Annotated in this window: 11 protein-coding genes; 8 read left to right on the forward strand and 3 right to left on the reverse strand. The window is 72.1% G+C overall.

Translation table 11 applies throughout. The annotated features are described in order from the left end of the window. Positions 1-97: 97 nt before the first annotated feature. Complete coding sequence (locus KBX39_RS07865) at positions 98-2161, reverse strand: SpoIIE family protein phosphatase (RefSeq protein WP_043327416.1); 2064 nt, start codon at positions 2159-2161, stop codon at positions 98-100. A 168-nt stretch (positions 2162-2329) separates the two neighbouring features. Between KBX39_RS07865 and KBX39_RS07870 the strand changes: the two genes are divergently transcribed. Then, the gene (locus KBX39_RS07870; RefSeq protein WP_210869798.1) at positions 2330-6418 is read left to right on the forward strand and encodes a HAMP domain-containing protein; all 4089 of its coding nucleotides are present in this window, start codon (positions 2330-2332) and stop codon (positions 6416-6418) included. Continuing rightward, positions 6415-6972: a two-component system response regulator gene (locus KBX39_RS07875; RefSeq protein WP_013283536.1), complete on the forward strand. Its 558-nt coding sequence runs from the start codon at positions 6415-6417 to the stop codon at positions 6970-6972. Before KBX39_RS07870 ends, KBX39_RS07875 begins: the two co-directional genes overlap by 4 nt. A gap of 4 nt (positions 6973-6976) precedes the next feature. On the opposite strand, the gene KBX39_RS07880 is transcribed toward KBX39_RS07875, so the two are convergent. Next, a complete protein-coding gene (locus tag KBX39_RS07880; protein ID WP_043330731.1) occupies positions 6977-7480 on the reverse strand; it encodes a GbsR/MarR family transcriptional regulator in 504 nt (167 codons plus the stop codon). A gap of 74 nt (positions 7481-7554) precedes the next feature. Here KBX39_RS07880 and KBX39_RS07885 point away from each other — a divergent pair, with 74 nt between their 5' ends. Both KBX39_RS07885 and KBX39_RS07890 read left to right on the forward strand, forming a co-directional pair. Further along, positions 7555-8448, forward strand: coding sequence for an ABC transporter ATP-binding protein (locus KBX39_RS07885; protein ID WP_069088713.1), 894 nt, complete (start codon positions 7555-7557; stop codon positions 8446-8448). Then, positions 8445-10037, forward strand: coding sequence for an ABC transporter permease (locus KBX39_RS07890; protein ID WP_210869800.1), 1593 nt, complete (start codon positions 8445-8447; stop codon positions 10035-10037). Before KBX39_RS07885 ends, KBX39_RS07890 begins: the two co-directional genes overlap by 4 nt. Positions 10038-10133: 96 nt before the next feature. On the opposite strand, the gene KBX39_RS07895 is transcribed toward KBX39_RS07890, so the two are convergent. Further along, entirely contained in the window at positions 10134-10466 is a 333-nt protein-coding gene (locus KBX39_RS07895; protein WP_043327409.1) for an STAS domain-containing protein, read from the reverse strand. Between the two features lie 144 nt (positions 10467-10610). On the opposite strand from KBX39_RS07895, the gene hemL reads away from it, so the two are divergent. The 4 genes from hemL to KBX39_RS07915 all read left to right on the forward strand — a co-directional run. Next, entirely contained in the window at positions 10611-11948 is a 1338-nt protein-coding gene (gene hemL, locus KBX39_RS07900) for a glutamate-1-semialdehyde 2,1-aminomutase (RefSeq protein ID WP_210869802.1), read from the forward strand. 2 nt (positions 11949-11950) lie between these two features. Beyond that, the gene (locus KBX39_RS07905) at positions 11951-12598 is read left to right on the forward strand and encodes a histidine phosphatase family protein (protein ID WP_013283542.1); all 648 of its coding nucleotides are present in this window, start codon (positions 11951-11953) and stop codon (positions 12596-12598) included. Next, a complete protein-coding gene (locus tag KBX39_RS07910; RefSeq protein ID WP_030500717.1) occupies positions 12598-13173 on the forward strand; it encodes a TlpA disulfide reductase family protein in 576 nt (191 codons plus the stop codon). Before KBX39_RS07905 ends, KBX39_RS07910 begins: the two co-directional genes overlap by 1 nt. Beyond that, the coding region (locus KBX39_RS07915; protein WP_210869804.1) for a cytochrome c biogenesis CcdA family protein at positions 13173-14035 on the forward strand (863 nt) is incomplete at its 3' end. The genes KBX39_RS07910 and KBX39_RS07915, both read left to right, overlap by 1 nt.

The raw sequence follows: 14035 nt of genomic DNA on the forward strand, positions 1-14035 counted from the left end.
TTTGTTTCACGTTTCGCGCCCCCCCCGCCCACAAACTCCTTGATCACCGCCGGGTCGGAACCGGGGTCGGAACCGGGGGCGGGGCGCGGGGAGAGGGCTACGGGGTGTCGTTTCGGAGGACCAGGACGGCTATGTCGTCGCGCGGTGGCTCCACCGAGAAGGCGATCGTCGCCGCGCGCAGCCGGGCGGCCACCACGTCGGCCGAGTACCCGGCCAGCGGCGCCGCCGACTCGCGCAGCCGTTCGGTGCCGAACAGCTCGCGTCCGCGCCGCCGCTCGGTGACCCCGTCGGTGTAGAAGATCAGCGCGTCGCCGGGTTTGAGCGCCAGCTCGGCGGTCGGCGTGGTGATGGTGTCGAGCAGGCCCAGCGCCGTACCGCCGGTGCCGACGAAGGTGGCGCCGCCTCCGCCGTGCAGCAGCACCGGGCGGTCGTGGCCGGCCAGGTGCAGCGAGACGTCGAGCTGGTCGCCGTCGCCGGGTGAGACGGCCGCCAGCGCCAGCGTGCAGTAGCGTCCGCCGCCGCGCTCGACGAGCGTCTCGTTGAGCCGGCTGAGCACCTCGGGCAGCGGTTTGCCGTCGCCGACGAGGACCCGGATCACGTCCCGGACCAGGCCGGTCACGGCGGCGGCCTGCACGCCCTTGCCGGATACGTCGCCGACCACCACGAGCCAGCGGCCGTCCGGCAGCGGGACCACGTCGTAGAAGTCGCCGCCGACTTCCGCGTCGTCGCCGGTCGGGACGTACTCGGCGGCGAAGCCGATGCCCTCGACCACCGGGAGCACCGGCGGCAGCAGGGACTGCTGGAGCGTCTGGGCGACCCGGCGGCGTTCGGCGTGGATGCGCGCGTTCTCGATGGCGAGGGCGGCGCGGCGGGCCACGTCCTCCAGCACCGAGACCTCGTCCGGGTCGTGCCGGTGCCGCTGGTGCCGGCCCACCGCGAGGGTGCCGAGCCGCTGGCCACGGGCGATCAGCGGTACGGCGAAGCCCTCCATCGGTCCGCCGAGCGGCACCTGGGCGGCGTTGCGGGACGCCTCGCGCAGCCGGGACTGGATCGAGTCCGGGCCGGTTTCCTGGAGGATCCGGTGCAGCTGCGGCAGCATGGCCTCGTCGGCGTGGCTGGACGCGGCGAGACGCAGCCGCCCCCACTCGTCGGTGGTGTGCACGGCGCACCACTGGCCGAGCCGGGGCACCACGAGCTGCGGGATGAGCGCCATGGTCAGTTCGACGTCCAGCGACTGGGCGAGCAGTTCGCTCGCCTCGGCGAGGAACGTCAGCCAGGTGGACCGGCGTACGTCGGCGCGGCGCAGCCGGTCGTTCTCCAGGTGCAGCGACAGCCGCTCGGCGGCCAGCACCGCCAGCGGCCGCGCGTACGTGGAGGGCGCCGCGTCCAGTTCCAGCTCACCGGTGTACGGGCGGTGCACGGCGAGCGGTACGCGCAGCAGTTCGTTGCCCTCACGCGGGTGCCGGCCGTACCGGGCGAACACCTGGGTGCCGAGCCCGTCGCCCCGGTCCAGCCGGACCGTGCCACCGGCGGCGCCGACCATTTCGCCGACCCGGCTCAGCAGGGCGGTCGCGAACTCGGGCAGTGGCTCGTCGGCGTACGGGTCGGGGGTGATCTGCATCAACTCGCTCATCGCGGCGGCGCTGGGCGTACCGTCGCCGGTCCGTTCCGGCTCGGTCACCGGCGGTGGGCCGGCCGACGGGCGGGCGGGGCCGCCGGGGCCGGGCCGGTCGAGGCGGAACCAGACGCCCTTGCCGGTGGGCAGGTACGTGGTGCCCCACCGGCTGGAGAAGTGGTCGACGAGCAGCAGTCCGCGTCCCCGCGCGGCCACTTCGGTGATGTCGGAGGTGGTGTTGCGCACGCCGACGATCAGTTCGTCGACGGGTCCGGAGGCGAAGTCGGTGACGGTGACGGTGAGGCCGTTCGGGTCGGCTTCGACCTCGATGTCCAGTTCGGTGCGCGCGTGTTCGACGGCGTTCGTGGTCAGCTCGGTGGTGAGCAGCAGCGCCTCGTTCAGCAGTTCGGGCAGCCGCGCTTCGAGCAGCATGGTGCGTACCACCGCGCGGGCCGCCGCCGGGGTGCGGCGGTCTGCGGGGAGGCGGACGCGGCGGACGTGCTCGTCCGCACCGCCGCTCCGAGTGGCCCCCGCCTCCGCTGACACCTCCGTATCCTCCACCGGTCCGGCCCCGGGTGCCAAGGGTCCGGCGAACCGGCCAGTCGGGCGGATACGGCGCGTGACGCGCGGTTGCACGCCGTGACCTCGACGGATCGCGCGGCAGAATGATGGGATGGCCGCGTGACGGCACGAGCCCGAGCGGAGCGAGGAACCATGACCACGGCAAAACAGTCGGTGACCGCGGACCCGTCCGCGCCCGACCACGAGGTGCTCCTCGGCGAGCTGGTCGACGCGTTGCGCCGGGTGGCGCACGGTGACCTGCGGGTACGCCTGCCGCGCCGGGCCGGACTGCCCGGTGAGGTCGCTGACGCCTTCAACGACGTGGTGTCGTTGCAGGAGCGGCAGCACCTGGACCTGCGCCGGATCAGCCGGATCGTCGGCCGCGACGGCCGGCTCACCGAGCGCCTGGACGACGAGGGCCTGGACGGCTCCTGGGCGGAGGGGCAGCGGGCGGTCAACTCGCTCATCGACGACCTGGGCCGGCCCACCACGGAGATCGCCCGGGTGATCGTGGCGGTCGCCGACGGTGACCTCTCCCAGCACATGGCGCTGGAGATAGACGGTCGTCCGCTCCGGGGTGAGTATCTGCGCATCGGCCGCACGGTGAACACGATGGTGGACCAGCTGTCGTCGTTCGCCGACGAGGTGACGCGGGTGGCCCGTGAGGTGGGCACCGAGGGCAAGCTGGGCGGCCAGGCCGACGTGCGTGGCGTGGCCGGCACCTGGAAGGACCTCACCGACTCGGTGAACACCATGGCGTCGAACCTCACCGGCCAGGTGCGGTCGATCTCGCAGGTGGCGACCGCCGTCGCGAAGGGCGACCTGTCGCAGAAGATCACGGTCGGTGCGCGCGGCGAGGTGGCCGAGCTGGCCGACACGATGAACTCGCTCACCGACACGCTGCGGCTGTTCGCCGAGCAGGTGACCCGGGTGGCCCGCGAGGTGGGCACCGAGGGCAAGCTGGGCGGCCAGGCCGAGGTGCCGGGCGTGGCCGGCACCTGGAAGGACCTGACCGACAACGTCAACTCGATGGCGTCGAACCTGACCGCGCAGGTCCGCAACATCGCCCAGGTGTCGACGGCGGTGGCCAAGGGCGACCTGTCGCAGAAGATCACGGTGGCCGCGCAGGGCGAGATCCTGGAGCTGAAGGACACCGTCAACACGATGGTGGACCAGCTGTCGTCGTTCGCCGACGAGGTGACCCGGGTGGCGCGCGAGGTCGGCATCGAGGGCAAGCTGGGTGGTCAGGCGCAGGTGCGCGGCGTCTCCGGCACCTGGCGGGACCTCACCGAGAACGTGAACCAGCTCGCCGGCAACCTGACCAGCCAGGTCCGCAACATCTCCCAGGTCTCCACGGCGGTGGCCAAGGGCGACCTGGGCCAGAAGATCACCGTGGACGCGCAGGGCGAGATCCTGGAGCTGAAGAACACCGTCAACACGATGGTGGACCAGCTCTCGTCGTTCGCGGACGAGGTGACGCGCGTGGCGCGTGAGGTGGGCACCGAGGGCAAGCTGGGTGGTCAGGCCCAGGTCAAGGGCGTCTCCGGTACGTGGCGGGACCTGACCGACAACGTGAACTCGATGGCGTCGAACCTGACCAGCCAGGTGCGGAACATCGCCTCGGTCACCACTGCGGTGGCGAAGGGTGACCTGTCGCAGAAGATCACCGTGGACGCCCGGGGCGAGATCCTGGAGCTGAAGTCGACTGTCAACACGATGGTGGACCAGCTGTCGTCGTTCGCCGACGAGGTCACGCGGGTGGCCCGTGAGGTGGGCACCGAGGGCAAGCTCGGCGGCCAGGCGCAGGTACGTGGCGTCGCCGGCACCTGGCGGGACCTGACGGACAACGTCAACTCGATGGCGTCGAACCTGACCGCGCAGGTGCGCAACATCGCCCAGGTGTCCACGGCGGTGGCCAAGGGCGACCTGTCGCAGAAGATCACCGTGGACGCGCAGGGCGAGATCCTGGAGCTGAAGTCGACTGTCAACACGATGGTGGACCAGCTGTCGTCGTTCGCGGACGAGGTCACGCGGGTGGCGCGTGAGGTGGGTACCGAGGGCAAGCTGGGTGGTCAGGCCCAGGTCAAGGGCGTCTCCGGTACGTGGCGCGACCTCACCGAGAACGTCAACCAGCTCGCCTCCACGCTCACCACGCAGTTGCGCGCGATCGCGCAGGTCTCCACGTCGGTGACCCGCGGCGACCTGACCCAGCGGATCAACGTGAAGGCGCAGGGCGAGGTCGCCGAGCTGAAGGACAACATCAACCAGATGATCGTCACCCTCCGGGAGACGACGAAGAAGAACGCCGAGCAGGGCTGGCTCGACTCGAACCTGGCCCGCATCGGTGGTCTGCTGCAGGGCCAGCGCGACCTGGGCGAGGTCTGCCGCATGATCATGATGGAGGTGACCCCGCTGGTGGACGCGCAGCTCGGCGCGTTCTTCCTGGCGGACAGCTCCGAGGGCAGCATGCGGCTGCGGCTCACCGCCTCCTACGGGTACGTGGCCCGCGGGCACGACGTCACGTTCGGCCCGGGTGAGGGGCTGGTCGGGCAGGCCGCGTTGTCCCGCCGGACCATCCGGGTCAAGGCGCAGCCGGACGGGCGCCTCGTGGTGCGCTCCGGGCTGGCCGACACGCCCCCGGCCGACCTGGTGGTGCTCCCGGTCCTGTTCGAGGGCGAACTGCTCGCCGTGATCGAGTTCGCCGGCGTGGCCACGTTCTCCGACCTGCACCTGGCGTTCCTGGAGCGGCTGGTGCTCACCATCGGCGTCGCGGTCAACACCATCCAGGCCAACCGGCGTACGGAGGAGCTGCTGGCGCAGTCGCAGCGGCTGGCGCACGAGATGCAGGACCAGTCGGCCGAGTTGCAGCGCACCAACGCCGAGCTGGAGGACAAGGCGAAGCTGCTGTCCGAGCAGAAGGCCAACATCGAGACGCAGAACCGGGAGATCGAGCTGGCCCGCCTCGGCCTGGAGGAGAAGGCGCAGCAGCTCACCCGGGCGTCGGCGTACAAGTCGGAGTTCCTGGCGAACATGAGCCACGAGCTGCGTACGCCGCTGAACTCGCTGCTCCTGCTGGCCCGGTTGCTGGCCGAGAACCCGGAGCGCAACCTCAGCGCGAAGCAGATCGAGTTCGCGCGGACCATCCACGGCGCCGGCTCGGACCTGCTCTCGCTGATCGACGACATCCTCGACCTGTCGAAGATCGAGGCGGGCCGGATGGACGTGGAGCCCACCGAGATCCAGTTCGCCGAGATCCGGAGCTACGTCGAGCAGGCGTTCGCGCCGCAGGCCGAGGAGAAGGGCCTGGACTTCCAGGTACGGGTCAGCAGCGATCTGCCGCCGGCGCTGGTGACCGACGCCCAACGGTTGCAGCAGATCCTGCGCAACCTGCTCTCCAACGCGGTGAAGTTCACCGACAACGGCGCGGTGACGCTGCGGATCGGGCCGGCGGCCGAGAACGCCGTCTTCGACGTGCCGGCGCTGACGAACGCGCAGCGGGTGATCGCGTTCACCGTGATCGACACCGGCATCGGCATCTCCGACGACAAGCTGTCGCTGATCTTCGAGGCGTTCCAGCAGGCGGACGGCACCACCAGCCGGCGGTACGGCGGGACCGGCCTGGGCCTGTCCATCAGCCGTGATCTGGCCCGCCTGCTCGGCGGCACGATCACCGTCTCGTCCGCGCCCGGTCAGGGTTCGACGTTCACTCTCTTCGTACCCGATGTGCTGGCGCCGGACGCGGTGGTGGCGCCGGCGCCGCCGTCGCCGAGCCGCGCGGGCCTGCCGTCGTCGCTGCTCATGCCGATGGAGCTGCCGCAGCCGCAGGAGACGCCGGCCACCCGGCGGCTGGACGGCGTGACCGTGCTGATCATCGACGACGACGTGCGGAACGTGTTCGCGTTGACGTCCGCGTTGGAACTGCACGGCATGACCGTGTTGTACTCGGACAACGGGGCGGACGGCGTCCGCCAGCTCGCCGAGCATCCGGAGGTGGACATCGTTCTGATGGACGCCATGATGCCGGACCAGGACGGGTACGAGACGACCGCGCAGATCCGCCGCAACCACCGGTTCGCGGACCTGCCGATCGTCTTCCTGACCGCCAAGGCGATGCCCGGCGACCGGGAGTCGGCGCTCAGCGCCGGCGGTAGCGACTACATCACCAAGCCGGTGGACCTGGACGAGCTGATCGAGCTGATGGCGTCCTGGATCGGCCGCAGCCGAGGCGAGGAGAACGCGTGACGCAGACGGCCAAGGCCCTGCTGGTGGACGACCGGCGGGAGAACCTGATGGCGCTGGAGGCGATCCTCCAGGGTCTCCCGGTGCAGTCGGTCGCGGTGGAGAGCGGCGAGGCCGCGCTCAAGCAGCTCCTCGTGGACGACTTCGCGGTGATCCTGCTGGACGCCCAGATGCCCGACATGGACGGCTTCGAGACGGCGACGCACATCAAGCGGCGCGAGCGCACCCGGCACGTACCGATCATCTTCCTGACCGCCGCGGACAAGGACGCGCAGCTCGCGTTGCGCGGCTACGCGGCGGGTGCGGTCGACTACCTGACCAAGCCGTTCGATCCGTGGGTGCTGCGGGCGAAGGTGACCGTCTTCGTCGACCTGTGGGTGAAGACCCGGCAGCTCGCCGCCCAGTCGGACCTGGTGCGGGAGCGGGATCTGCAGTGGCGGCACCTGACCGACGCGGTGGACGAGGCGACGGCGCTGCTGCGCGCCGACGACGACCCGTCCACCCGCGAACGCGCGGTCGAGCTGCTGGAGCAGGCGCGCTGGGGCAACACCCGCTGACGGTTCAGCCGCCGGCCGGGCCGCCGTGCCCGGTCGCGGCCCGCCGGGCCCGCCACCGGTCGCCGAGCGATTCCAGTTCCTCCTGTACGAAGAGGAAGAAGTCGCGCATCTCGGCGACCCGTTCACCGGCCGGGGTGCTGCGGCCGTGCAGCGCGTCGACCCCGCCGGCGGCGATGTCGATGAAGTTCTTGTAGAGCGTGGTCTTGGTGATGGTCGCCTCGTACCAGGGGTTGTCCGGCATCCGGTAGCGGTCGCGCCGGGACCCCTTGACCGGCTCGCGGACCAGCATGGCGAACTGGGTCAGGTAGCGGACCGCGCCGCTGACCGCCGCCGCGCTGACGCCGAGCCGTTCGGCGATCTCGCCCGCGGTGAGCGGGTCGTCGGCGCTCATCACCGTGAACAGGACCCGGGCGGCCATCCGGGGGAAGCCCACGTCGGCGAAGGCCATCGCCATCCGCTCCACGAAGAGATGGACCTCCTCCTCGTCGTGGCGGAATGGCTCGTTCATGGTCGGCTCCTCGACACTCACCCCGTGACCCTACAGTCTTCACAAGTTTGTGAAACGAGCGTAGCTTCTGAATTATGGAAACGGCAATCGATGTGTCCGGCCTGGTGAAGACCTTCGGCCGCACCCGGGCCCTCGACGGGCTCGACCTGACCGTCCGCACCGGGGAGGTGCACGGCTTCCTCGGCCCGAACGGCTCCGGCAAGTCGACCACCATCCGGGTGCTGCTCGGCTTGCTGCGGGCGGACGCGGGGGCCGCCCGGCTGCTGGGCGGCGACCCCTGGCGGGACGCGGTCGCGCTGCACCGCCGCCTCGCGTACGTGCCCGGCGACGTCACGCTCTGGCCCAACCTCAGCGGCGGCGAGGTGATCGACCTGCTCGGCCGGATGCGCGGCGGGCTCGACCCGAAACGCCGCGCCGAACTGCTGGACTCCTTCGAGCTGGACCCGCGCAAAAAGGGCCGCACCTACTCCAAGGGCAACCGGCAGAAGGTCGGCCTGGTCGCCGCGCTCGCCTCCGACGTCGAACTGCTCATCCTCGACGAGCCGACCTCCGGGCTCGACCCGCTGATGGAGGAGGTCTTCCAGCACTGGGTCCGCCGCGCCGTCCACGACGGACGCACAGTGCTGCTGTCCAGCCACATCCTCGCCGAGGTGGAGGCGCTCTGCGACCGGGTGACGATCATCCGGGCCGGCCGGACGGTGGAGTCCGGCACGCTCGGCGACCTGCGCCACCTGCACCGCACCGCGATCGACGCCGAGGTCACCGCGCCGCTCGACGGCCTGGCCGACCTGCCCGGCGTACACGACCTGCGGGTCGACGGGCGGCGGGTGCGCTTCGACGTCGACACCGCCGCGCTCGACGCCGCGCTGCGCCGGCTCACCGAGCTGGGCGTACGCAGCCTGGTCAGCACGCCGCCCACGCTGGAGGAACTGTTCCTGCGGCACTACGAGACGGCGGACCGGGCATGAGCACGCTCACCGGCACCCGCCACCTGGTCCGGCTGATCCTGCGCCGGGACCGCCTCCTGCTGCCGCTGTGGGTGCTGATCCTCGCGGTGCTGCCGATGACGTACGCGGCCAGCTTCGCCGGGCTGTTCCCGACCGCCGCCGAGCGGGCCGCGTACCTGGAGGGCACCGCCCGCAACCCGTCGATCGTCGCGCTGCTCGGCCCCGCCTACGGCGACAGCATCGGCGGGCTGACCGCGCAGCGCAGCGGCTTCCTGCTGCTCATCGTCGCGCTGGCCAGCCTGCTCACCGTCATCCGGCACACCCGCACCGAGGAGGAGGCCGGCCGGCGGGAACTGCTCGGCGGCAACGTGCTCGGGCGGCACGCCGGGCTGACCGCCGCGCTGCTCGTCACGTACGCGGCGGATCTGCTGCTCGGCCTGCTCACCGCCGCCGGGCTGGTCGCGACCGGGCTGCCGGTCGGCGGCTCGCTGGCGTACGGCCTGGTCACCGTGCTGACCGGCGTCGTGTTCGCCACGCTCGGCGGGCTGGCGGCCCAGTTGACCGAGACCGCGGGTGGGGCGCGGGGCATCGGCCTCGCCGGTCTCGGCGCCGCGTTCGGGCTGCGCCTGGCCGGGGACACGGCGGGCAACGACTGGCCGAGCTGGCTGTCCCCGCTGGGCTGGGCCGCCCGGGTCCGCCCGTACGAGGCGGAGCGGTGGTGGGTGCTGCTGCTGCCGCTTGCCGCCACGGCGCTGCTCGCCGCGTTCGCGTACCCGGTCTCGGTCCGCCGCGACCTGGGCGCGGGCGTGCTGCCGCCCCGGCTCGGCCCGGCCACCGCCGGTGGTGGCCTGTCCGGTCCGTTCGGCCTGGCCTGGCGGCTGCACCGGGGGCAGATCCTCTGGTGGTCGGTCGGGTTCGGCCTGCTCGGCCTGATCCTCGGTGGCGCGGCCGAGGCGGCCGGACGGTCCGTCGAGGGCAGCCCGCGGATGGAGGAGATCGTGGCCCGGCTCGGCGGGGCGTCCGGGATGGCCGACGCCTACCTGGGCGTGACGCTGAGCCTGGCCGGGCTGGCCGCCGCCGGATACGGCATCCAGGCCGCGCTGCGGATGCGCGCCGAGGAGTCCGCCGGGCACGCCGAGCCGGTGCTCGCCACCGGCACCCGCCGCTCGACCTGGCTGCTCTCGCACGTGACGTTCGCGCTGCTCGGCCCGGTGGTGGTGCTCGCGGTGACCGGGCTGGCCACCGGCCTGACGTACGGGCTGAGCACTGGTGACGTGCCCCGGCAACTCGGCCGGATGCTCGCCGCGGGCCTGGCTCAGGTGCCGGCGGCGTGGGTGCTGGCCGGACTCGCCGTACTGCTCTACGGCCTGCTGCCCCGGCTCGCGCCGGTCACCTGGGCGGTGCTGGCGGTCTGCGTGCTGCTCGGGCAGCTCGGCGCGGTGCTGGAGCTGGACCAGTGGCTGCTGGACCTGTCCCCGTTCACGCACACTCCGCAGGTGCTCCGCGACGCCTGGACGCCCACCCCGCTCTACCTGCTCACGGCCCTGGCGGTGACCCTGGCCACGGCTGGCCTGCTCACCTTCCGCCGCCGAGACGTCCCCGTCCTCTAGCAGCGTTGATCTTGCACTTGCGGCCCCGGCGAAAGGGGTGAATCACCCTCGTGGAGGGCCGCAAGTGCAAGATCGCGGAGGAAAGCGAGGGTCGGGCTACGGGGTGGCTTCGTTGCGGATCATCAGGGCGCTGCGGAGACCGGTGATGTCCAGGACGCGGATCAGGAAGTCGCCGACGTTGGTGAGTATCAGCAGGCACTGGGCATGACTGGCCTTGCGGCTGAGCACCACGAGCGTGCCGAGGCCCTGCGAGTCGCAGAACGTGACCCCGGCCAGGTCGAGCACGATGCGCGGGGGCGGATCCGCCAGCACCTCGTTGACCACCGTCGAGAGCTGGGCGGCCGTGAGCATGTCGATCTCACCGGCCAGACGAAGCACTGCTTCGTCACCGGTCCGCTGTACGGCGATGGACAGTTCGGCACGATCCACCCGGTCAGCCTATCGCGATCTCGACCGACGGGCCTGTCGAGCGGATCGCTGGCGGCCTGCCGCCGCTCACCGGGGTGAGCCTGGTAACCCCCGTCGCGGGGTGCGTGCCAGGCAGTGCTCCGACGCTGACACAATGGGCCCATCGTGACCGAGACGCTTTCCGCCGGATCCGGCCGCTACCCGGCCGACGCCCCGGCCTCCGAGGCCCTGTTCGACCGCGCCAAGGCCGTCGTGCCCGGCGGGGTGAACTCTCCCGTGCGCGCGTTCCGTGCCGTCGGCGGCACCCCGCGCTTCATGGTCCGGGGGGAGGGTCCGTGGCTCTTCGACGCCGACGGTCGTCGGTACGTCGACCTGGTCTGCTCCTGGGGCCCGCTCATTCTCGGCCACGCGCACCCGGCAGTGGTGGAGGCGCTGCGCGAGGCCGCCACGCTGGGCACGAGCTTCGGCACGCCCACCCCGGGTGAGGTGGACCTCGCCGAGGAGATCATCGCGCGGACGCCGGTCGAGCAGGTGCGCCTGGTCAACTCCGGCACCGAGGCGACCATGTCGGCGATCCGGCTGGCCCGCGGCTTCACCGGCCGCTCCAAAATCATCAAGTTCGCCGGCTGCTACCACGGCCACTCGGACGCGCTGCTCGCCGCCGCCGGCTCCGGCGTGGCCACGTTCGGCCTGCCCGACTCGCCCGGCGTGACCGGCGCGGCAGCGGGCGACACGATCGTGCTGCCGTACAACGACCTGCGCGCGGTCGAGGAGGCGTTCGCCGCCCAGGGCCAGCACATCGCCGCGATCATCACCGAGGCCGCCGCCGGCAACATGGGCGTGATCGCCCCGCGTGACGGCTTCAACGCCGAACTGGCCCGGATCGCGCACGCGCACGGCGCGCTGCTCATCGTCGACGAGGTGATGACCGGGTTCCGGGTGTCCCGCGCCGGATGGCACGGCCTCGACCCGTCGGACGCGGACCTGTGGACGTACGGGAAGGTCATGGGTGGCGGCCTGCCCGCCGCGGCGTTCGGCGGGCGCGCGGAGATCATGGCGAAGCTCGCCCCGGCCGGCCCGGTCTACCAGGCCGGGACGCTCTCCGGTAACCCGCTGGCCTGCGCCGCCGGACTGGCCACGCTGCGGCTGGCCGACGACGCGCTCTACCGGCGGCTCGACGAGACCTCCGCCGCGCTCGGCAAGCTCACCACCGAGGCGCTGTCCGCGGCCGGCGTGCCGCACCGCCTCTCCACCGCCGGCAACATGTTCTCGGTCTTCTTCACCGACGCGGACGTGCGCGACTACGACAGCGCCCGTACCCAGGTGGTGCCGGCGTTCAAGGCGTTCTTCCACGCGATGCTCGCCGGTGGCGTCTACCTGCCGCCGAGCGCGTTCGAGTCGAGGGTCGTCTCGACCGCGTTCGACGACGCGGCGTGGGAGCAGATCGCCGCCGCCCTGCCGGTGGCGGCGCGGGCGGCGGCAGCGGCGGGAAGCGGGGGGTAACTATGGCGGAGACCGTGGTGCACGTGCTGCGGCACGGTGAGGTGCACAACCCGGACGGCATCCTCTACGGCCGCCTGCCCGGGTTCCGCCTCTCCGAGCTGGGCGTGCAGATGGCGAAGGCGGCCGCGCAGGCGCTCGCCGACCGGACCGTGGTGCACGTGGTGGCCAGCCCGCTGGAGCGCGCCCAGCAGACCGCCGAGCCGATCGCGGCGCAGTTCGGCCTCTCCGTCGGCGTCGACGAGCGGCTGATCGAGAGCGCGAACTGGTTCGAGGGCAAGAAGGTCTCGCCCGGTGACGGCTCGTTCCGCGACCCGCGCAACTGGTGGGTGCTGCGCGACCCGGTGACCCCGTCCTGGGGCGAGGCGTACCGGGCCATCGCCGAGCGCATGTTCGCCGCGCTGCACGCCGCCCGCGTCGCCGCCGAGGGCCGCGAGGCGGTGCTCGTGTCGCACCAGCTCCCGATCTGGACGCTGCGCCGGCACGTCGAGCGCAAGCGCCTCTGGCACGACCCGCGCCGCCGCCAGTGCGGCCTGGCCAGCCTCACCTCGTTCCACTTCGACGGCGCCAAGATCGTCGGCATCGGGTACTCCGAGCCGGCCGCCCACCTGGTGTCGATCTCGCCGACCGCCCGGACGGCCAAGGGGGCCTGATGCTCACCCGGAGGCTCGCCGCCGCCCTGCTCGCCGCCGTCACCGCCGGTACGGCGCTGGTCGGCTGCTCCTCCGGCAGCCAGGAGAGCCGGTGCGCGGCCGACGGCTCCGTCGTCACCTGCGCACCCGACCAGCGCTCGAAGACGCCGAAGGTCAGCGGTGAGCTGCTCACCGGCGGCGGCTACGACATCTCCCGCGACCGCGGCCAGGTCGTCGTGGTCAACTTCTGGGGCTCCTGGTGCGCGCCCTGCCGTGCCGAGGCGGACGACCTGGAGGACACCTACCAGGCCACGAAGGGCTCCGGCGTGACGTTCCTCGGCATCAACGTGCAGGACAGCAAGGACAAGGCGCTCGCCTTCGAGGAGGGCCGGGTCACGTACCCGAGCATCTTCGACCCGGCCAGCCGGCAGGCGCTCAACTTCGACATCCCGCCGAACACCACCCCGGCCACCGTCGTGCTCGACCGCGAGGGCCGGATCGCCGTGGTGATCCGCCGGGCCGTCACCCGCGACGAGCTGCGACCGATCGTCGAGAAGATCGCCGCCGAGTCGCCGGCGCCGAACGGCGCCCGCTGATGGGCGAGACGTTCCGCCAGCTCGCCGAGTCCGGCCCGCTGCTGTTCGCGGTGGGCGCGGCCGCACTGGCCGGGCTGGTGAGTTTCCTGTCCCCGTGCGTGCTCCCGCTGATGCCCGGCTACCTGTCGTACGTGACCGGCCTGGCCGGCGCCGACCTGGAGGGTGCAAGGAAGGGCCCCCTGTTAACGCCTTCGGTAGAGGAAGGGCCCCTTGTTAACAGCGGCGGCGCGAGTGGGGGCGGTGTGGGCGTCGCCGAGCGGGCGGCGCCGGCCCGGACCACCGCGGCCGTCAAGGGCCGGGTGCTCGCCGGCACGCTGCTGTTCATCGCCGGCTTCACAGTCGTGTTCGTCGCCACCGCGATCCTCTTCTCCGGCGTCGGCAAGCTCTTCTTCCGGTACGAGCGCACGCTGGAGATCGTCATCGGCGCGCTCGTGGTGGTGCTCGGGCTCGGCTACCTCGGGGTGATCCCCGGCATGCAGCGGGAGTTCCGCATCCGCTGGCTGCCCTCCGCCGGGCTGCTCGGCGCGCCGGTGCTCGGCGCGGTCTTCGCGCTCAGCTGGCTGCCCTGCACCGGCCCGACGCTCGGCGCGGTGCTCGGCATGGCGGCCACCGAGGGGGGCACCGACCGGGCCGTGGTGCTCGCCGTGGCGTACTGCCTCGGGCTGGGGATACCGTTCGTCGTCTTCGGGCTGGGCTTCCAGCGCCTGCTCGGGGTGTTCCGCGCCGTCCGGCGCAACAGCCGCTGGGTCACCCGCATCGGAGGGGCCCTGCTGATCGCGATCGGCCTGGCGCTGATCAGCGGCGGCTGGGTGAACGTGGTGATCTGGCTGCAGACGAACGTGGGCGTGGGCGAGGTGAGCAT

This window comes from Micromonospora sp. D75 (assembly GCF_018070405.1).
Taxonomy (GTDB): Bacteria; Actinomycetota; Actinomycetes; order Mycobacteriales; family Micromonosporaceae; genus Micromonospora; species Micromonospora chalcea.

Bases quoted from the DNA above. Each gene is read 5' to 3' on its own strand.
- KBX39_RS07885 (WP_069088713.1), top strand. From the start codon at position 7,555: ATGGAAACGGCAATCGATGTGTCCGGCCTGGTGAAGACCTTCGGCCGC.
- KBX39_RS07890 (WP_210869800.1), top strand. From the start codon at position 8,445: ATGAGCACGCTCACCGGCACCCGCCACCTGGTCCGGCTGATCCTGCGC.
- KBX39_RS07905 (WP_013283542.1), top strand. From the start codon at position 11,951: ATGGCGGAGACCGTGGTGCACGTGCTGCGGCACGGTGAGGTGCACAAC.
- KBX39_RS07880 (WP_043330731.1), bottom strand. From the start codon at position 7,480: ATGAACGAGCCATTCCGCCACGACGAGGAGGAGGTCCATCTCTTCGTG.
- KBX39_RS07870 (WP_210869798.1), top strand. From the start codon at position 2,330: ATGACCACGGCAAAACAGTCGGTGACCGCGGACCCGTCCGCGCCCGAC.
- KBX39_RS07910 (WP_030500717.1), top strand. From the start codon at position 12,598: ATGCTCACCCGGAGGCTCGCCGCCGCCCTGCTCGCCGCCGTCACCGCC.